Annotated in this window: 18 protein-coding genes; 15 read left to right on the top strand and 3 right to left on the bottom strand. The window is 46.7% G+C overall.

Annotated features, from left to right (window positions below; all coding sequences use genetic code 11):
• The first annotated feature begins 590 nt into the window (after window positions 1-590).
• On the top strand, window positions 591-2,567 hold the full coding sequence (locus Pcarn_RS16395) for a replication initiator protein RctB domain-containing protein (protein WP_261836998.1): 1,977 nt from the start codon (window positions 591-593) through the stop codon (window positions 2,565-2,567).
• Here Pcarn_RS16395 and Pcarn_RS16390 read toward each other — a convergent pair whose 3' ends face one another.
• Entirely contained in the window at window positions 2,568-3,056 is a 489-nt protein-coding gene (locus tag Pcarn_RS16390; RefSeq protein ID WP_261836997.1) for a hypothetical protein, read from the bottom strand.
• Between the two features lie 272 nt (window positions 3,057-3,328).
• Between Pcarn_RS16390 and Pcarn_RS16385 the strand changes: the two genes are divergently transcribed.
• The 6 genes from Pcarn_RS16385 to Pcarn_RS16360 all read left to right on the top strand — a co-directional run bounded on the left by Pcarn_RS16385 (window position 3,329) and on the right by Pcarn_RS16360 (window position 7,338).
• On the top strand, window positions 3,329-3,526 hold the full coding sequence (locus tag Pcarn_RS16385; RefSeq protein ID WP_261836996.1) for a PA3496 family putative envelope integrity protein: 198 nt from the start codon (window positions 3,329-3,331) through the stop codon (window positions 3,524-3,526).
• Between the two features lie 151 nt (window positions 3,527-3,677).
• Entirely contained in the window at window positions 3,678-3,884 is a 207-nt protein-coding gene (locus tag Pcarn_RS16380) for a DUF3283 family protein (protein ID WP_261836995.1), read from the top strand.
• A 60-nt stretch (window positions 3,885-3,944) separates the two neighbouring features.
• On the top strand, window positions 3,945-4,661 hold the full coding sequence (locus Pcarn_RS16375) for a YebC/PmpR family DNA-binding transcriptional regulator (RefSeq protein ID WP_261836994.1): 717 nt from the start codon (window positions 3,945-3,947) through the stop codon (window positions 4,659-4,661).
• Window positions 4,662-4,812: 151 nt separating this feature from the next.
• Window positions 4,813-5,688 (top strand): NAD(P)-dependent oxidoreductase, encoded by an 876-nt coding sequence (locus Pcarn_RS16370; protein WP_261836993.1) that lies wholly within the window; start codon window positions 4,813-4,815, stop codon window positions 5,686-5,688.
• Between the two features lie 379 nt (window positions 5,689-6,067).
• A complete protein-coding gene (locus Pcarn_RS16365) occupies window positions 6,068-7,015 on the top strand; it encodes a M23 family metallopeptidase (protein WP_261836992.1) in 948 nt (315 codons plus the stop codon).
• An 8-nt stretch (window positions 7,016-7,023) separates the two neighbouring features.
• Entirely contained in the window at window positions 7,024-7,338 is a 315-nt protein-coding gene (locus Pcarn_RS16360; RefSeq protein WP_261836991.1) for a bactofilin family protein, read from the top strand.
• Window positions 7,339-7,420: 82 nt separating this feature from the next.
• Here the strand turns inward: Pcarn_RS16360 and Pcarn_RS16355 are convergent, their stop codons facing one another.
• The gene (locus Pcarn_RS16355; protein ID WP_261836990.1) at window positions 7,421-9,772 is read right to left on the bottom strand and encodes a fatty acid cis/trans isomerase; all 2,352 of its coding nucleotides are present in this window, start codon (window positions 9,770-9,772) and stop codon (window positions 7,421-7,423) included.
• A 376-nt stretch (window positions 9,773-10,148) separates the two neighbouring features.
• Here Pcarn_RS16355 and Pcarn_RS16350 point away from each other — a divergent pair, with 376 nt between their 5' ends.
• From Pcarn_RS16350 to Pcarn_RS16335, 4 genes are all read left to right on the top strand, one after another.
• A complete protein-coding gene (locus tag Pcarn_RS16350) occupies window positions 10,149-11,246 on the top strand; it encodes an ankyrin repeat domain-containing protein (protein ID WP_261836989.1) in 1,098 nt (365 codons plus the stop codon).
• Entirely contained in the window at window positions 11,233-11,634 is a 402-nt protein-coding gene (locus tag Pcarn_RS16345) for a hypothetical protein (protein WP_261836988.1), read from the top strand. The genes Pcarn_RS16350 and Pcarn_RS16345 overlap by 14 nt, the downstream gene beginning before the upstream one ends.
• Window positions 11,635-11,782: 148 nt before the next feature.
• Window positions 11,783-12,442 (top strand): hypothetical protein, encoded by a 660-nt coding sequence (locus Pcarn_RS16340; RefSeq protein ID WP_261836987.1) that lies wholly within the window; start codon window positions 11,783-11,785, stop codon window positions 12,440-12,442.
• A 69-nt stretch (window positions 12,443-12,511) separates the two neighbouring features.
• Window positions 12,512-13,219: a hypothetical protein gene (locus Pcarn_RS16335; RefSeq protein WP_261836986.1), complete on the top strand. Its 708-nt coding sequence runs from the start codon at window positions 12,512-12,514 to the stop codon at window positions 13,217-13,219.
• Here Pcarn_RS16335 and bluB read toward each other — a convergent pair.
• Window positions 13,216-13,869 (bottom strand): 5,6-dimethylbenzimidazole synthase, encoded by a 654-nt coding sequence (gene bluB, locus Pcarn_RS16330; RefSeq protein WP_261836985.1) that lies wholly within the window; start codon window positions 13,867-13,869, stop codon window positions 13,216-13,218. The two genes, Pcarn_RS16335 and bluB, sit on opposite strands and share 4 nt — an antisense overlap.
• A gap of 278 nt (window positions 13,870-14,147) precedes the next feature.
• Between bluB and Pcarn_RS16325 the strand changes: the two genes are divergently transcribed.
• Genes Pcarn_RS16325 through Pcarn_RS16310 form a run of 4 tightly spaced genes read left to right on the top strand, consistent with a single transcriptional unit; the run spans window position 14,148 to window position 18,719 of the window.
• Window positions 14,148-15,512 carry a TolC family protein gene (locus tag Pcarn_RS16325; protein WP_261837292.1) on the top strand — a complete coding sequence of 455 codons (1,365 nt, stop codon included), beginning with the start codon at window positions 14,148-14,150 and terminating at the stop codon, window positions 15,510-15,512.
• Between the two features lies 1 nt (window position 15,513).
• Window positions 15,514-16,494: an HlyD family secretion protein gene (locus Pcarn_RS16320; protein ID WP_261836984.1), complete on the top strand. Its 981-nt coding sequence runs from the start codon at window positions 15,514-15,516 to the stop codon at window positions 16,492-16,494.
• A 3-nt stretch (window positions 16,495-16,497) separates the two neighbouring features.
• Window positions 16,498-17,613 (top strand): ABC transporter permease, encoded by a 1,116-nt coding sequence (locus Pcarn_RS16315; protein WP_261836983.1) that lies wholly within the window; start codon window positions 16,498-16,500, stop codon window positions 17,611-17,613.
• The gene (locus tag Pcarn_RS16310) at window positions 17,610-18,719 is read left to right on the top strand and encodes an ABC transporter permease (RefSeq protein ID WP_261836982.1); all 1,110 of its coding nucleotides are present in this window, start codon (window positions 17,610-17,612) and stop codon (window positions 18,717-18,719) included. The genes Pcarn_RS16315 and Pcarn_RS16310 overlap by 4 nt, the downstream gene beginning before the upstream one ends.
• Window positions 18,720-18,725 lie beyond the last annotated feature (6 nt).

The raw sequence follows: 18,725 nt of genomic DNA, 5'->3' as shown, positions 1-18,725 counted from the left end.
GGAAGCATGTGTTTTACATCGCTCTTGATCATGCTTCCAATATTTCCAATAAAAACGACAATTCACTAGCATTGGTCGTGCAAAACATTCAAATGCAGAATTGGATTTGAATCTAAACACAAAGCTTCGGAACTATGGGAAATAGCATTCCTTGATCATGCTTACGGATCACCAAATAGGATGCAAATTCGCTCAATTTCCTAAGATCGTCAAAATATGGAAAAAACGGCCTGTGGATAAGATGTTAGGGATTGATGATCATGCTTTCGTATTTCATTTGATCATGCGTTCTATCTGACGTTGATCATAGTTTCGAATAGTTTTGATCATGCTCTCGGAGCTACATTGATCATGGTTTCGAAAGTGTCTTGATCATGCTTTCCAAAGGCAAAAAAAATACTTATTTTAAATCAGTGACTTAAAAGCAAAATTACACTCAGATCATAAGATCACTATATCAATAAGATCAGTTTTAATCATAAAGATCAGTTTTTAAGAGCAACAAGATTTTTTCTTTATTTTTCAATCATTCTTTTTTAAGCTAGGCGGAACAATGATGAAATTACGCTTTAAAGTAAATGGATTAATTAATGAGCAGTGATGAAAAGATCTTAATCAAGCAGCCTAGAAGCCATAAAGATGGACATCTCTTTACAGTAAACGAAGCTGCGATCGAATGGATCGAGCAATACCAACACTTTAAAGGCGTAACCAAAAGCATAGTAGAACTGCTTAATCTCATTTCTTTAAAAGGCATGACAAGCAAGGATGGCTTGGTATCCACAACAGAGCTAATCGATGCCACTGATGGCAAGGTTACTCGAGCTGCAATTCAACAAAGACTAAGATCAGCGGTAAATATTGGCTTGTTTAGCCAAACACCGGTGAAGTTTGAAACCGGGCTTGCTGGGAAAACCATGCTTCACAGCTTTGTTAATCCTGCTCAACTAGTTACAGCGCTTGGTACAGGCAGTCTAATGACTGAGACTACTAAGAAGTCCGCTAAGCAGAAAAAGACTCAAGCCCTTGCTCAATCGAATGTAAACAAGCAGCTACTTACCGAACATGGGCTGAACACGCCACCAGCTATGCTTTCCGAGGAAGAGCAGTTCGTAGTCTCTCCAACTAACTGGGCTGGTATTATTGACCAAGCGCTTGCGCCACCTCGCACACGTAAAAACTACCAAAAGTCTATGGTTTCTATCTCAGGAACCCGAGCCATCATTGAGACTCGTTCTTCTAAGAACATTATGACGGTTGATGATCTGATGACCTTGTTCGCGCTGTTTACCCTAACGGTTCAGTATCACGACCATCATCAAGATGATTATCATATCAATGCTCAGATCGCGCCAAACAAGACACCGCTGTATATCACTGACATCCTCTCATTGCGTGGTAAAAAAGACAGTGGTCCGGCACGTGACTCTATCCGTGACAGCATTGATCGTATCGAATATACCGACTTTCAACTGCACGAGCTTACAGGGCAGTGGCTCAGCGACAACATGCCTGAGGGTTTCAAGAGTGATCGCTTTCGCTTCCTAGCTCGAACCATCACTGCATCGGAAGAGGCGCCTACAGAGAACGAAGCTGGCGAGATCAAGATCAAGCCAAACCTGTATATCTTGGTTTGGGAGCCAGGATTTTATGAAGAATTGCTTACCAAAGACTACTTCTTCCTGTTCCCGCCAGAGATCCTGCGTCAGCACACCTTGGTGTTCCAGCTGTACTCCTATTTCCGTAGCCGTATGTCGCGTCGCATGACAGATACCATGCTGCTTACCGAGCTGAACCAGAAGCTTGCACGCAACATCGAATGGCGTCGCTTCTCCATGGATCTGCTTCGTGAGCTAAAGAAGCTATCGAAAGGGAAGGGGGACGATGAGCTGTTTGCGGTGAACCTATGGGGTTATCACCTGACGCTTACCGCTCTTGAGCCTCAAGGCAAGATCAAGGACTACCAGGTCGATATCAAGTGTAACGCCGAAGAGGTGCTGAAGTTCTCTCGCGCCCGCACCACCAACGCCGGTAAGCGCAATATGGCGCCAACCCTACCGAACCCGCTCCGCCATGAAATGGTGTCCAAGCAGAAGCTCGAAGAGCTGGCTGAGATCATCGACGGTGAGTTTGAGCCGATACAGCGTAAGAAGAGCTCGCCTAGAGGTAATCTTGGTCGCCGCGTGAAGCTGCGTAAACATCTGGTTGAGATCAACGCGGAAGAGATAACCATAAGTCTCACTAAATATACCTCTCCAGAGGCTCTAGAACGCAGTATAACGGCTTTGTCTGCTATGACTGGACATTCTCCAGCTTCACTCAAAGAGGAGTGCGACGAGCTCATAGAGAAGCTCGACTGGCTGAGGGTAGGGGACAAGGTTGTAGGTTATGAGATCTTAAGCCGCACGATCGAGCTGTATAACGAGCAGACCGATGGAACGCATCTCTCTATCGAACGTTTGATCTTGGGTCTTGCTGTAAGACGTAAGGTTTGCCGTCAGATCTTCGAGGGACACTATGATGAGACGGTGATGCGAGTGCTTAGAGGGATCGCATCAGGCTCTTGATCATGCTTCCGTATTTTTCTTAGAACAAGGCTTCAGCACTGGGATTGGAGCCTCGTTTAATGGGAAAAGGGTTAAGAACTTCACATGGGATTCGATCTGATCGCTGAGCTCTCGCTTCCAATGTAGATCGGATCTCGCCTGACAAAACTCGATGATCAACACGGTAATCTGCTCTAACTTGCGACAGCAACACATACGAATGTTTTGATCCACTTCTGCTCGACTCACCACATGCTGTAATCGCGCCTGTGCTAAACACAGATATCCATAAGCCTGTTCTTCTTCACCTTGCTCTAGGTAGTGCTTATACATGCGTGCACAGCTGTCTAGCCAGCAACCAAGGGCCTGGCTCTGCTCAAGCGAAAGCTCAGGTCCCCAGATATCCTCTGGAGCCTCATTCACCAGTTTCTCCAATTCATCTACTTGATCATGCTTCCGATGATTATGCCAATTCGACACCTGTTGTTGCCATTGTGTTAGCGACGTCACAACTCATTTCCCCCGTTTTTATCAATCTAAGTTTAGATGGGAAATGGTGAAATTGTGACCAAATGACGACTTGTCCCACAAAAGGATCTGCAGTGCGAAACCTAGGTCACAAAACCCTTCAAAATCTCTTAACACACACCTTGTCCATTGCTATCTATACTTCTGTCAGAGGGAAAGGGTTGCTGACGGACTTTTGTGACTTTTTCTCTTAGTAAATAATGTGATATTTAACGTTAAATAATTGTTTTGTAAGAGTATTTTAGGAGCAAGTAATGTCTATTAATTCTATCAGCCATGAAGAGATGAAAGATCTCGCCGGTTCGTGGGATGAATTGAACGCTACGCCCGCACCGACGACGAATAAGCAATTGAAATCTGCAGAAGCTCGACGTCGAATTGAGCAAATGCGTGAGATCCGTGAGAGTGGTTTAACCCTTGAAGAAGCGAGAGAGCTCGGCTTACTTCACTGATTTTTAATCCCAACTAATTTTCAAATGGTCGACTATGCGTAGTCGACCATTTTTCGATTAAGCCGTTCAATTTACACTGTAAAGCCGAATTTTTTGAATCCCGCTGAAATGTGCTATATTACGCGCACTGATTTTTTGCAAACACACCCTCATGTCGATAAACCTTTCTAATCTTCCTGCAGAGGAAAAGTACCGAGTTGAATTGGACAAACAAGCTTCTTACTTGGTTTGGAAAGTGAAAAACTCACAGGGCACTGAAATCGAAATCTCTGAACAGCGCATGAAGCTGACTTCAGAGCAGCATATTGCTTGGTTCGATGAGTCTTTGGCTAAGTATCGACAAATGATGGGCGTGTAGCATGCCGTCATGCAATGACAGCAATTTCTTTGATTAATAGAATTTAGAGAGTAGATCCCGATGGGAAGAAGTTTTGAAGTGCGCAAGGCCTCAATGGCTAAAACCGCTGGCGCAAAAATTAAAGTTTATTCTAAATACGGTAAAGAAATTTACATGTGTGCTAAGAACGGTGGTTCAGACCCAGACATGAACCTGTCTCTAAAGCACTTGATCGCTAAAGCGAAGAAAGACCAAGTTCCAGCACACGTTATCGATAAAGCGATCGACAAAGCGAACGGCGGCGGTGGTGAAGACTACCAACCAGCACGTTATGAAGGCTTTGGCCCTGGCGGCACAAGCGTAATCGTTGACTGCCTAACAGATAACGGAAACCGTACCTTCCAAGACGTACGCCAATGCTTCGTTAAAGTAGGCGCTAAGATCGGTGTTGAGGGTTCTGTTTCTCACATGTTCGATCACCAAGCTGTATTCCAGTTCAAGGGTGATGACGATGAAGTGATTCTAGAAGCTCTTATGATGGAAGACGTGGACGTGACAGACGTTGAGGTAGAAGACGGTGTTGTTACTGTTTTCGCTCCACACACTGAGTTCTTCAAAACTAAGACTGCACTAAACGCTGCATTCCCAGACCTAACTATGGACGTTGAAGAGATCACTTTTGTTCCTCAGACTCACACTCCAGTAACGGGTGAAGATGCTGAGAAATTCCAGAAGTTCCAAGACCTTCTAGATGACTGTGATGACGTTCAGCAGGTTTACCACAACGCTGAGCTGTAATCGTAAGCGAAACTATTATGAAAACCGAGCATGAGAGTGCTCGGTTTTTTTGTATTTGAGCCAACAAATCATTCTTTTCAGATTTGGTTATTTTGCGGCTCAGTCAGCGTGATATGCTGATTTCAAATGGATTAATAAAACGGAGTAACAGATGAAGGTAAGTTTTCTTGGATTGGGTGTAATGGGCTATCCGATGGCGGGTCACCTGACCAAGGCTGGATTTGCGGTTACTGTTTACAACCGTACTTATGAGAAAGCACTTAACTGGGCGCAAGAGTATCAAGGAACGGCTGTTGAGACGGTTGCAGAGGCTGTAGACGGTGCTGACGTGGTATTGGTATGCGTGGGTAACGATGACGATGTAAGAAGTGTCGTAACAGCTGACAACGGCGCTATCGCCAACATGAAGCCGGGCGCTATCTTAGTTGACCATACGACCACTTCTGCGACTCTAGCGGAAGAGCTCCTAGCTGCGGCACTGCGCGCAGATGTGCGCTTTATGGATGCTCCGGTATCAGGCGGTCAGGCCGGCGCTGAAAACGGCGTGCTGACGGTTATGTGTGGCGGCGCGACCCAAGACTTCGATGCGATGCAGCCAGTATTCGACGCTTATGCTAAGTCGAGCGTTCTGATGGGCGAGGCGGGTCAAGGTCAACGTGCTAAGATGGTTAATCAGATCTGTATCGCGGGTGTTCTAAGTGGTCTTTCTGAAGGTCTTCTACTCGCTGAGAAGTCAGGTTTGGATATCGCCACTGTAGTGGACTGCCTAAAACACGGCGCTGCTGGCTCCTGGCAGATGGAAAACCGCGCTAATACTATGGCTCAAGATAAGTTCGATTTTGGCTTTGCCATCGACTGGATGATCAAAGACCTTGGCTTCTGCCTAGATGAGGCGCAGCGTCATGACCTGAAACTGCCTCTGACTCAAGAGAGCTTTGATTCCTACAAAGCGCTTTCGCAGAAAGGCGACGGTCGCATGGATACCTCAGTGTTGATCAAGGCAATTCGCGAGAAGGCTGAATCCTAATTCCCTAGATACCCAGCTTTGATGTTGGGTATCTTTTATCTCTATCTATTCATCTCATCTTCACATCAAAATCCCACCTAAACGTCAACAAAACTATTTTTAATTGGCGTAATATGAGAACTCCCTGTGATATATCGACGCCACCTAGTTGATATACAATTTGCAACCTATGTCGGTTTTTTACACTAAGTTTCTGAATCTTCGAACGAAACTGTTTAGAATCCATAATCTTTTTGTATGGTTCTGTCGAAAAACTAAAGTTTCAGAGCTTTGGTTGCTAAATCATTTTAAGAGCCTTGTTTTAGTATGAGACTTGCCTCATAGCTACTTTTAAGTACAATGCGCGCGTGTCTAATTTTTAATCAGTTGTTTGGGGTCAATGAAAGAGCATGTCATCGTAACCGTGTCCACCGTGGATGGTACGCGTCATTATCAACTAGGGAAATGGTTACAGAAGTGCTTAAAGGGTATCGGCTACCTGTCATTGGCGTCGGTTCTAACCGCTGGCGGTGTGATCTACTATCTCAACAATGAGGTGGATCTAGCACTATTAAAGCAGCATGAATCGGAAAGTCGTACAACTGAGCTCAGCGTAGAGGTGCAAGAGCTTCAAGACCTCAAGCATGAGCTGGAAAATGACCTTACTAACCGTGAAGAACGCCTGCAGCGCGTTTCAGATCGCCTTGGCGATCTCGAGACTGTTCTTGGAGTTAGTGAGGCTGACGGAGAGATCGAGAACCGTATCGACACGGCCGCGTTGACCTCCTCGGTGCGTCTCTACATGCTAAACAACATACCTAACGGCTCACCGGTTGGTGAAGCCCGTGTTTCTTCTCACTATGGTTATCGTATCCACCCTAAGACAGGGCGTAAGACTCTGCACCGTGGTATGGACTACGCCGTGAATACAGGTGCACCTATTTACGCTCCTGCGGATGGCGTGGTTGAGGTAACCAGACCGAGTAAAACAGGCTCAGGAAACTTCTTAAGACTGCAACATTCATATGGCTTTTCAAGCTCTTACTCTCACTTACAAAAGTTCGAAGTGAAATCGGGTGAGTTTGTTGAGAAGGGCCAATTGATTGCATACTCTGGCAACACCGGATTTTCGACAGGTCCACACTTACATTATGAGATCCGCTTCGTAGGGCGGGCGCTAGATCCAATGGCGTTTCACGAGTGGAATGTCGATAATTTTGAGTCATTATTTGAGAAAGAACGAGGTGTTAGATGGGACTCTTTGGTCAAAAAGATAGAAAGCCGAGCAAGCAATCAGCTACAACTCTCATCGCAACCGGCTGCCACGTCGAAGGACAGCTCAAGCTAGAGAGCGATATGCATGTTGATGGTACCGTAGTTGGTCAAATTACCGTGGACCAATCACTGATTGTCAGCCAATCTGGCCGTGTGGTAGGTGATATCTATGCGGGTAAGGTGATTGTTAACGGCATCATCGAAGGGACCTGTCATGCAAACTCAGTGGAAATCCTAGAGAACGGTCGAGTGCAAGGCACCATCTATACAGATGATCTAAGCATCGAGCGCGGTGGTAAATTTAATGGCGACATTAAAGATGCCAAGAAAGAGCAAGTGGTAGAGCTTGCGGACAAAGAAACAAAAGCTGAGAAGAAAGAGCGCAAAACGGCTTAATCTTCTTAACAGATTAAAAAAGCGAGCCACTGTTATCAGGGCTCGCTTTTTTGTTTCTGGATTTACACTGTAAAGCTATCAGCTATCGATTTCCGAATCGGTTGTAATCCAATAGGCCGTATTCGATGGGTTGGTCTTTCTGATACCAGCTGTGGATCTTGTCGCTGAAAGGCCAGAATCGAACGTCGGTGCGTCTGATGGCAAAGCGATCCAATAGCTCTTCGTAGTCGTCATCGTCGTCCAGTTGACGTATACGCAACACTAGCTCGGGTATCTCTCGCTCCTGCAGGCTTAAGAAGGCCGCTGGATAGCTTCCTAAAACGCCGGTAACTAGGGTGAGGGTATCTTCCTCAGGTAAGCGGTTATCCTCTTCGTTAAATAGGCTAGAGATGTTGGTGTGGGCATTGTTGTGCACTAGGGTAAACAGCTGCTCTTTACCGCTATCGGCCTCGATATTGATCATTAGTATCTGCGGGAATTCCTCGATACCTCCACCTTTTAGTTCATGAATCTGTTGCAGCAGCAACTCGCTGTCGCGCTTGAGTGGCGTATCTTTAATCTCATAGCGGGTGTTCAGAACAGGTGAGACTTTCTCTGTTAGTAGGGTCAGTAACTCTTCTTTAGGGTCATCAGAGCGATAGGTGATGCCACTCTCTTGATTGAAGGGTTCGGCGTTACGGGTTAGGTAGTCGCTAAACTCGATAGATTGCCCTTCATACCAGCTAGATAGGGTTTGGTGTCGGGACTCTTTAGGCAGGAAGGCGATAAAGTTAGTCTCTCCTTCGATACGCAGCAGGTCCATATACATGCGGGTGATAAGCTGGTGGCCAAAGTTGCCATAGATATCAAAGCCAGCTACCAGCAAGTAGTGAATGCGCTCCATCAGCGAGTAGTCGATAACCCAAGCTGTTTTCGGCTGATTGCCTACAAGCCCTTTAACAACGGTAGCACTGTCAAAGTGTCTAAATATGGTCAGTGCTGCGTTGTCATTGGTGCCATCTCCATCCCAGATAATACCTAGGTCTAGATGCTCGCCATTCTTAAAGTGGGCATTCATGTAGTTGGCTTTCTCTGTCATGAATTTGGACTGACTCTTTGAGAAAGCTACCCAGTTAAGCAGCGGGGTAGTGTTACTGTCCAGTTCCCCAGGCAGTCGCATATTTTCTGCTTGGGAGCGGAAGAAGTCATTGGTTTCCTGAGTGCCTGATTTGTCTGGATCGACAAAGAATACCCAGAAATGATCATTGATAACATTCAGTGCTAACTGACCACGACATACGGGCCCTTTGATATAGGCCATGATGGTGTTTTGAGCTTCTTCTAACAGGAATTTGTAGCGTGAACGCACTGGAATATCCGCAAACGCCAGAATTGGGTTTGAGGCCACATGTGCCTCATAGCTCGGCAATTTCTCTACCTTGTAATCGGCATCCACAAACCACTCTTTCCACTTCTGCATGCGTTGATCATTTAGTGCAAACGGCATATGGGTTTTGTCGACTATGGTTTCACGCTCTGGGATCAAGCGATAGTAGACACGGTCTATACCTGGATCTTCATAAGGTCTGCGAGTGGCGATCCTTTTCACCGGTTCACCCGGTGGGGTAGAGGATCTTACTAGGTTGAAGAACTGCTTCTCTTCAACATCAGAGAAATAGAAATGAGACAAGAACAAGTGTTCGTAGATATAGCGACTGCTAATCTGCTGTTTTAAGGAATCTTGGTTAAGATAGTTTTCCCATTTATCAATGCGCTTCACCATATCATCGCTAAGGGGCACAGGTGCTGACATGGTCGCACCTTGTCTCAGCCAACCAAGCAGGATCTGCTGCTCATCATTAGCAAGAGCAGGCAGGCCATAAGGCATACCCCACAACGGGTTCTCTTCCATATATGAGTGAACATTGTCTGAGGTTGGACAGAAGAAGCTACGGTCGAGACTGAAGTCAAAATCATCGTCATCTAGGATGGTTTCTTGAGGTAGTGGGAACTGCTGTTTTTGGATCAACAGTTGAGCCATCACCCCAGCTTCGATATTTGCATCGGCGCGCTGTAGGCGTTCGTTAAGAACAGGGTAGAAGCCATGCTCTCGCCATTCACCCGTGCTAACAGCGTCTTCATATAAGCGGGTAGGGGCGGTGGCTCTTAATCTGGCTCCTTGATACACCAGCGCCTTGCTTGCCCCACGGTCGATGCCTTCAGGTGAGGTCAGCTTTAACTGACAGGGGGCATCGTAGCAGGCGTGACACACCACACACCGCTTATCCAACACAGGTTGCACCTGTTCTTCGAAGTATCTTGCTTGTGAGAAATCGTGGGCAACGATGCGCTCTTGAACCTCTTCTGGACCGAATAACTTCTCAAAGTTGAGTCCGGCATAGGTGGCACAACCCGATAAGATCAGAAACAGTGCCCCAGCTAAATAATTCTTCATTTTGTAACAACTCCATTTGCGATACATCAAGCATGGTAAGGAGTCGGGAAATAGTCAAAATTGTCGTGTAATCATCGACTTAATAACTGATTTGGTTTAGTTAATTCCGGGGATAACCCTTGGGAAATGAAAACTAGGGTAAAGAGGCGGTTTGATTTTTTTATAGGACCTAAATAGGAGGTATACGAGCAGATTATTATCTCTAAGGGTATGAAATATAAAAGGATGTCAGGTCATAAACCTTAGGTTTTCACCAAGGTAACTGTGGGTTAATTGTGCGATTCAATCGGATGCATAACAATGTCTTCATCTTCTGAGGGAGCATCGCCTGAAGGAGTATGAACACTGATTGAACTAGACATATAGGAAACATCCCATGAGAGTTCTAAAGCCACTTCTAACCTCTGCACTATCTATTGGCTTACTGGTTACAGCCCAACCTGCTTTGGCTACAGAAAACAGCACAAGCAAGCTAGGAGCCCTTTACCAACCGGTTGTAGAGCATGATGTTTATCGAAACCTGACGGCGATCCATCTTGCTGTGGTTAATGGCGATATGGAAGAAGTGAAAAAGCTATTAGCTGAAGGTGCAGATGTGAATGCGCTTGATCCTCTAATGGGTAACGCCCCAATCCACTTTGCTGCGCAGGCTCATAACCTACCTATGTTAAAACTCTTGGTTGAGAATGGCGCGTTCGTGAACCTGCAATCGGTTCGTTTAGGTGCATCACCTCTGATGTTAGCGGTGTGGTACAGAAACATTGAAGGCGTAGAGTATCTGCTTAGCCTTCCTGATACAGATACCTCGCTAATTGCGGCATTTGGTATGTCGGCGCAAGATTTTAATGACTTTGGCCCAAATCCAGAGGATAAAGCTGCCATAGCTGATATCGCTGAGATCAATCGTCTATTTGATGAACGCACCGAGCGTATTAATCAACAAGCCGCCACAGATAGCGCCATCTTCTCGGCGCTGGTTTTGGATACAGAGTCGAGCGATAAACAAAAACTAGAGAAAATTAAACTGCTCATTGAGTCAGGCTCAGATGTAAATGCGGTATCGCCTGTACTTAAAGTAGGGAGTGACTTCCATACTGCGCTATTGGTAGCGGCAAGAAACGGGAACTACGAGATTGCCAAAGCACTTCTCGATGCAGGTGCCGATCAAACCATTCCGGGTAACTACATGGCGGCAATTCCTTTGCACAAAGCAGCTTACTTCGGTCGTGCGGATATGCTGAAGCTTCTTTCTCAGTATGAAGGTTTTGATGAGGTTAAAGATGCTATGGGCCCAAATAACGGCTACACCCCTTTGCATGATGCAATCTGGCACGGTCATACCGAAGCTGCAAAGGTGCTTATTGAAGCAGGCGCTGACACTAGCATAGTGGCCTATGATGGTTTGACTCCAAAAGATCTAGCACAGCAGTTTGGCTATCAAGATATCGTTGAGCTTATTGATGAAGCTAAGTAATCGAACACAGGGTCAACTTGAAGATTGGATAAAGGGCTTGTTCAGAGCCTTTGATCGCCTTGAGAAGGACTGTTTCTTCATGCCTTTTCTCGATGACGATGTGTATCTATCCATACACGGCCAAGAGTATTATGGCCACGAGGGCTTCAAGCAGTGGATGGGTGAGAATCGTGCCTTCTTTAGCCATGGAAGTTTACTTCACCACAGTCACAGCTTTAGCTTCGACGCCTTAGAAAATGGACTTATTCAGGTGAGCTTTCTACTGGAATTCAAAGCTGAGTCCAAAGAGGGAGAGCGATTTGAACATCAAGTTTCTGAGCAATGGCTAGTCCGCAATATCTCAGGGCAATTTAGGATATTAAGTTATCAAGTGACGCCGCTAAGCTAACGAAAACAGAGGAAGAGTTATTGTGCTCTCCCTTTTATTTGGTCTTATACATTTATTTTGGAAATATCAGGTATATCTTTTGCGCTGTTTTTTTAATCTCTAATCGACTTAACAATAGACACATCTTGAAACATGATTGGAAATTGAAATGAAAAAGTCTGCATTAATCCTTGGTTTGGCTTCTGTTGTTGTTCTTGCTGGTTGTTCTTCTTCTGAGCCAACTCGCCGTGAGCAAGCGCGTGAGACCGTTGAGCAAGCGGTTGAGAAATATGGCTTTGATCCTGAGTACGGTAATGAAGCACCGCTTCCAGATACAGAGAACCCTATCCGAGATACTGAAAAGATCGATGAGGTTAAACAAGCAGTCGCGGCAGTGAAGGGCTATATCGCCTCTCAAGATGCTGATTTCGAGAATGGGATCCCTAAATCAAATCCAGAAGTAAACCTGAGAGGTGAATTGGAGCGTGTTGAGGATGATGGCACCAAGATCTATGGCATCTATAAAAATGGTGTACGTTTCGCAGAGGTAGAGATGAAGACCGACGGCACTGGCACTATCACTATGAACGATCCTGACAATATCAGAGAGCCAAAAGTAGTGGCTTACGTGACCAAGGCCGATCTAGATGAGCACAGTGCTTATCACGTTGAGGTGGTTGAAGGTAACGACTATGTAGTGATCAACGGTCGCCCATTCGAGCTAGATGGTGAGTTCAAACACAAACTTGAGGGTATGGATAAGGCAGAGCTGAAGCAGAAGGTAAACAAGGTTAAGCAAGCGGTTAAGGCTAAGCGCATGGCTGGCTAATCTCCCCACTATTCAGACTCAAGGCTCTGATCTTCAGAGCCTTTTCTTTATCTAGAATTGGAGACTTCGATGAAACTTACTCACGGCATAGCACTTTTGGGCTTGTTTTCTTCAAGCATGGTATCGGCAAACTGGGATCTAAATCTTCAGGCGAGCCAATACGACGATCACTTGCTTGGTGTTGTGGGAGTAGGTTATGAGTTTACCGACAAGCTATCCGCCTATGTAGATATCGACACAGACAAATACCTAGAAGTTGGGGCATCATACGGCTCCGTCGTCGGCTCTTGGTATATGGAGGGTTACACCCGCTATGGTATTGGCCAAGAGCAGAACTACTCCACCGAGCAAGATGGAGAGTTTACCTATCAATCGCAGAATATCGATCTCGGTATGCTGGTGGCGAAACCGCTATCAGAACAGGTTCTTTTCTACTTTGATACCTATCTTCAGCACCGAAGCGCTGAATATGGCTTCGATTCTGAGCACATAAACAAAGATAGAAAAGAGAACCAAGTTGAGTGGTACAACAGTTTTTCTATCGATTACACACCGATAGATTGGCTGAGCCTAGGAGCTAGTGTAAACCTAGACTCATTAGTGGGTGAGAATGACTTTCAGAGTGACCTGCGCACCAGCTACGACGTCTCTGCAAGCCTGAACCTTCCTTATGTCACCCCATATGTGAGCTACACCAAGGGTGAGTACCGCGCTCGTCCTAATGAGCCGGTGCAGGATTCGAGCTATGTGGAGTTCGGCTTCTACTTCAATTTCTAGTCCCTTTTCTTAGACCACTTTTCTTTGTGGATCAGCTGGTCTAGGTTCTCTCGAGGAAGCCAACCGAAGTCTTCAAGTTCAGGTTTATCTTTAAATTTGGTCACATAGCCAAGACAGAGATAGCCGATGATCTCCAGCTCTTCAGGGATGTTTAGAGTAAGACGCAGGACATCATCGTGGATGATACTCACCCAGCCCAAGCCAATGTTTTCTGCACGAGCCGCCAGCCACATATTTTGGATGGCACAAACCGTGCTGTAGACATCCATTTCCGGCTTTATGGTACGTCCGATAACGATCGGTCCATTTCGCTCTTTGTCGCAGGTTACACAAATACCGAGGGGCGCTTCCATGATCCCTTCGAGCTTAAAGCTCTTGTATTGCCCTTGTTTATCTTTAGAGAACTGCTCAGCCGACTCCAAGCGCGCAGCCTCATATCCTTTCTTTATCTCAGCCTTAGTCTCTTCTTCAGTAACCAAGATAAAGTCCCAAGGCTGCATGAATCCAACGCTGGGGGCGTGGTGTGCTGCCAGCAGGATTCGCTGCAAGACATCTTCTGGTATTGGCTGTTGGGTAAAGTCGTTGCGTACGTCTCTGCGCGAGTGGATCACTTTATACAGTGCATCCCTTTCAGCATCACTAATCTTCACGGTTTTCTGCAAATTCTCTGTTGATGGCTTTGAGCAAATCGAGTCTGAATTGCTCGCTCTGTGATTGAAGCGCGATTGTAGCCTATTTCCATGTCCATTTTTAGACACAGCAGTGGAAGGAGTTTGATCGCTATGTTCAATTTTGAGGCTACACTAACAAGACGCACGTAATAGCTATTAACGCATTGTTTTCAATAAACTTATATTTTAGAGTATATGCTCTAAAAATGGTGTTTCACGGAAGATAGAAATTGAAACTCAGAATCCTAACCTCAGCCATGTGTGCTGTGCTCGCCTTGCCTGTCAGTGCAGAGTCGGTGACCTTTAGCCAAGCCTGGCAGATGGTGCAGTCGGACAATAATGGCCTGGCCGCTAGCCAAGCAAACGTCTCCCGCTATCAAAACCTGCAGGCGGGCAAGAAAAGCCTCAACCTGCCCTCGGTCACCTTGAGTGCTAATTACACTCGCCTCGATGATGATGTCACTCTAGATGGCAATCAGATTGTTGAGAGTACAGGTAATACCGCACCTGCAGCACTTCAGCCTCTTCTAGGAGGGATCGTCTCGACCATAGCTGAGAAGGATGTATTCACCTCTTCTATCCGTGCGGTATGGCCGATCTTCACCGGTGGTAAGATCATCTCCGCGCAATCCATCGCAGAAGCGCAAACCGATGAGGCAAGAGCGCAACTGGAAATGGATCGTCAGGCCAAATATGAAGATCTTGCCAAGTATTATTTTGGAGTGGTGCTGTCAAAACAGGTGGTACAGACCTATGCCTCTGTAGAAAAGGGGTTAGAGCAACATGCAGAGTTTGCCGCCAAGCTCCAACAGCAGGGCCAAATAGCCCGAGTTGAGAGACTGCAGGCGGATGCTTCTCTTGCTAAAGCGCGCGTGGATAGAAAGAAAGCCGAACGCGATTTAGAGATCGCCACCAGCGCCCTAACTCAGATCTTGAATCAATCTCAAACCGTGACACCTTCCACTGAGCTGTTTACTAACGACACCTTGCCTCCGTTGAGTGCCTTTACCGATGAAACCTTAACCACCTACCCTGGGCTTTCGATTCTTGATGCCAAAGAGCGTCAGGCAAAAGGGCTGACCAAGGTGGAGAAGGGCAAGTATTACCCAGATGTCTATCTCTATGGTGACTACAGCCTGTATGAAGACGACTCTTTGGCTGCGCAGTTAAGGCCTGACTGGTTTGTGGGCATCGGGGTGAATGTGCCACTTCTAGAAAATAGCGGTCGCTCAAGTAATCTAGAGGCGGCGCACAGTGCTGTTTTACAGATCTCTCACCTGCGCGCACAGGCAAAACAAGACCTGTCAGTGTTAGTGCAAAAGACCTATTTAGAGGCGGAGCAGTCTCGAGAAGAGGTAGAGGGTCTCAATGCCAGTATTGAGCTTGCCCAAGAGAACCTGCGTCTTCGTAAGAAAGCCTTTAGTCAGGGCTTATCCAATTCTTTGGATGTGGTGGATGCCGAGTTGTATCTAGCCAGCATTCAGACTCAGCAACATGTAGCTGAGTTTAATTATCTGATTTCTTTAAATAAGTTGCTCGCTCTTAGCGGAAAGATGAACACCTTTGAGCAGTACGAAAATCGTAAAGTGGTACAAACAGGAGCGGCTTCCAATGGAGAATAAAATGAAATCAAAAGCGCCGTTCGCAATCGCATTCTTAGCTGTTGCGGGTCTTATCGGTTTTGGGGTGTATCAAGCATATAAACCAGAGCCAATTAGAGTTCACGGACAGATCACCGCACAGCAATACAGCATCTCCTCTAAGGTGCCGGGGCGTATCGACACCATTAACGTGAAGAAGGGCGATCTGGTTAAAAAGGGTGACCTTATCTTTACCATTTATAGCCCGGAGATTGATGCCAAGCTAGAGCAAGCCAAAGCGGGTCAAGAGGCAGCGGGAGCCCTTGCTCAAGAAGCTGAAAAAGGCGCTCGTGATCAGCAGATTGCCGCGGCTAGAGATCAATGGAAGAAAGCACAATCCGCAGCGCAGTTGATGGAGAAGACCTTCCGCCGAGTAGATAGCCTTTACAAAGACGGCGTAGTGGCAGAACAGAAACGCGATGAGGCCTTCACCCAGTGGCAAGCAGCCAAATATACAGAGAGTGCGGCTTATCAGATGTTCCTTCTTGCTCAAGAGGGGGCTCGAGAGGAAACCAAGAAAGCGGCTAGCGAAAAAGCACGTATGGCAGCCGGCGCGGTAGCTGAGGTGGAAGCCTATGCTGCGGATACTCAGATAGAGAGCTGGTTTGATGGTGAGGTATCTCAGGTATTACTTCATAGCGGTGAGCTAGCTCCACAAGGCTTCCCTGTGGTAACCGTTATCGATACGGCCGATACATGGGCTGTGTTTAATGTTCGTGAGGATCTTCTAAAGCACTTTGAAAAGGGCGCCGAGTTTGAAGCCTTTGTTCCTGCACTGGATAAAAACGTGCGTTTCCGCGTAGTGCATCAATCTGTGATGGGTGATTTTGCCACCTGGCGCGCCACCGATAGCAGTCAAGGCTTCGACCTTCGCACCTTTGAGGTAGAAGCAAGACCTATGGATCAAGACAATGAGTATCGTATCGGTATGAGTGTTGCTGTGACTCTGGATGCGGCCGAGTAAAGCATGGGATTGTTCTCTGAATGGCGAAGAGCCTGGCAAGATAAATGGCTGTTCGCCTCACTTACTTGGGCACCGATTCTGGTGGTGGGGTTAGTGTGGTGGATCTTCTCTAGCAGTATTGCTCGAGACCTACCTGTAGGCATCGTAGACCATGAGTCCAGTGCTATGTCAGCCGAATTTGTACGTTTTCTAGATGCGACCGACACCTTGACCGTGAGTGGCTATTACCCTAGTGAGCAAGAAGCAGCAAAGGCTCTGCGAGGCGGGGATATCTATGCCTACGTTTCGATCCCCCTAGATTTTGACCGAGACGTATATCTCTCCAATCCTCCACAGGTATCGGTGCTGTATAACAGTCAATTTATCTTGGTGGGTAAGCTGATCAATTCTGCAGTGTTGAAGGCTACAGGCACCTTCGATGTCATGGTCGAGACCGGTAAGAATCTATCTAAAGGCAACGCTTTAACCAAGAGCGCTTTGGGCCAGGCGGTATCGGTACAAACCCAGATCACGCCGCTGTTTAACCTCAATAGCAACTACGCCCAGTTCTTGGTTTCGGCAATAGTGCCAGCCATTTGGCAGATCACCATCTTTGTCAGCACGATACTGGCTTTAGGAATGCATCAGCGTCTCGGTACCTTTAGTCGAGACTTCACAGCTAAACAGTTATTCCCGATCTTAGCTTGCTATGTGCCGATATTTCTTGGTTTAGGCGTGGCCTTCCTGCTGTGGATGTATGGAGTACTTGGCTGGCCGATGCAGGGCAGTTTTTTGGTGTTGACGCTGGGACAGTTGATTACCGTTATCGCCTGTATGCTGGTGGCAGCACTGTTCTTCTTTGTCACTATGGATCCTGCCCGTGCCATGAGCCTTGCAGCTGCCTTAACAGCACCGAGTTTCGCCTTTATGGGGGTGACCTTCCCGGCAACGGACATGAACCATCTGGCGCTTATTTGGCGTAGTTTGCTTCCTATAAGTCACTATATTGAGATGCAGATAAGTCAGGTTTCATACGGTGCGGATGCCATTACCTCTATCTCACACCTAACTCCTATGCTGGCTTACCTGCTGGTGGCTGTGCTTCTGTATCGAGTTGTTCCTAAGAAGGTGGCGCAATGAGCTGGCGTGAAATCCTAGTCGAAGAGTTCAAGGCTATCATCAGCAATCCAGTGGTGATGCTGACCGTATTTGGCGGCGTCTTCTTTTACTCTATTCTGTATCCATTGCCGTACGCTAATCAGATCCCCCTTGAGCAGAAGGTCACTGTGGTGAACCTCGACAAGAGCAAGGTGAGCTTTGACCTAGAGCGTATGGTGAACGCTGCGCCTCAGGTGCATCTAGTAAATCGTGCTCATTCAGTGGAAGAAGCAAAGCAGCAGTTTCTTAAGGGTGAGGTGAGTGGCATCTTTGTAATCCCAGAGCATTTCTATCGTGACCTTCTGCTGGGTAAGGCGCCAACCCTAGCCTACGCTGGGGATGCCTCTTTCTTCTTGGTCTACGGCACTATAGTGGAAGGCTTAGCGCGTGCTGGTGGCACCTTGGCGGCCGAGGCCAAGGTTGCGCGGTTAGTAATGGAGGGGCAGCCTATAGAAGCTGCCGCTAATCACTATCACTCTATAGATACCATGATGAAGCCAGTATTTAACGCGGGTATGGGTTATATTAACTATGTAGTGCCTGCTGTGTTTGTGCTTATTCTTCAGCAAACCCTGCTCATTGGTATCGGTGTCGTTGGTGCGACCAATAAAGCTCGCCACAGTGCAAAACAGCTTATTGTGCGTATTGCCTTGTTTATGCTGATCTACCTATTTCTGATGGGCTATTACTTTGGTTGGAGCTTTCATCTGTATGGAGTAGAAACCCATGCGAATGTGTTTGAGCTGTTTATGTTTGCAATGCCATTTTTGCTCTCGGCATCGTTTTTGGGCATCTGTATAGGTTTATGGGTGCCGCGCAGAGAGTGGGTGACGGTGTTGGTTTTGATGAGCTCTATGCCGTTGGTGTTTAGTGCTGGATTTATCTGGCCGCTAGAGAGCTTACCACAGCCGTTAGTCTGGCTTTCCAACCTATTCCCGAGCACGCCCGCTATCCAAGGTTTCTTAAGTGTTAACCAGATGGGTGCTGAGTTCAGCCAAATTGTAAGACAATATTTCACGCTGCTTGCTCAAAGTTTATTCTGGTTGTTGGTTGTGATAGGCCTAAAAGTCAGGGGAGTGTCAGAGTAGGGTTAG

Origin of the sequence: Vibrio ishigakensis (assembly GCF_024347675.1) — a bacterium.
Classification (GTDB): Bacteria; Pseudomonadota; Gammaproteobacteria; order Enterobacterales; family Vibrionaceae; genus Vibrio; species Vibrio ishigakensis.
The sequence above is the reverse complement of the archived record's forward strand: the minus strand, read 5'-3'. Positions and strand labels throughout refer to the sequence as shown.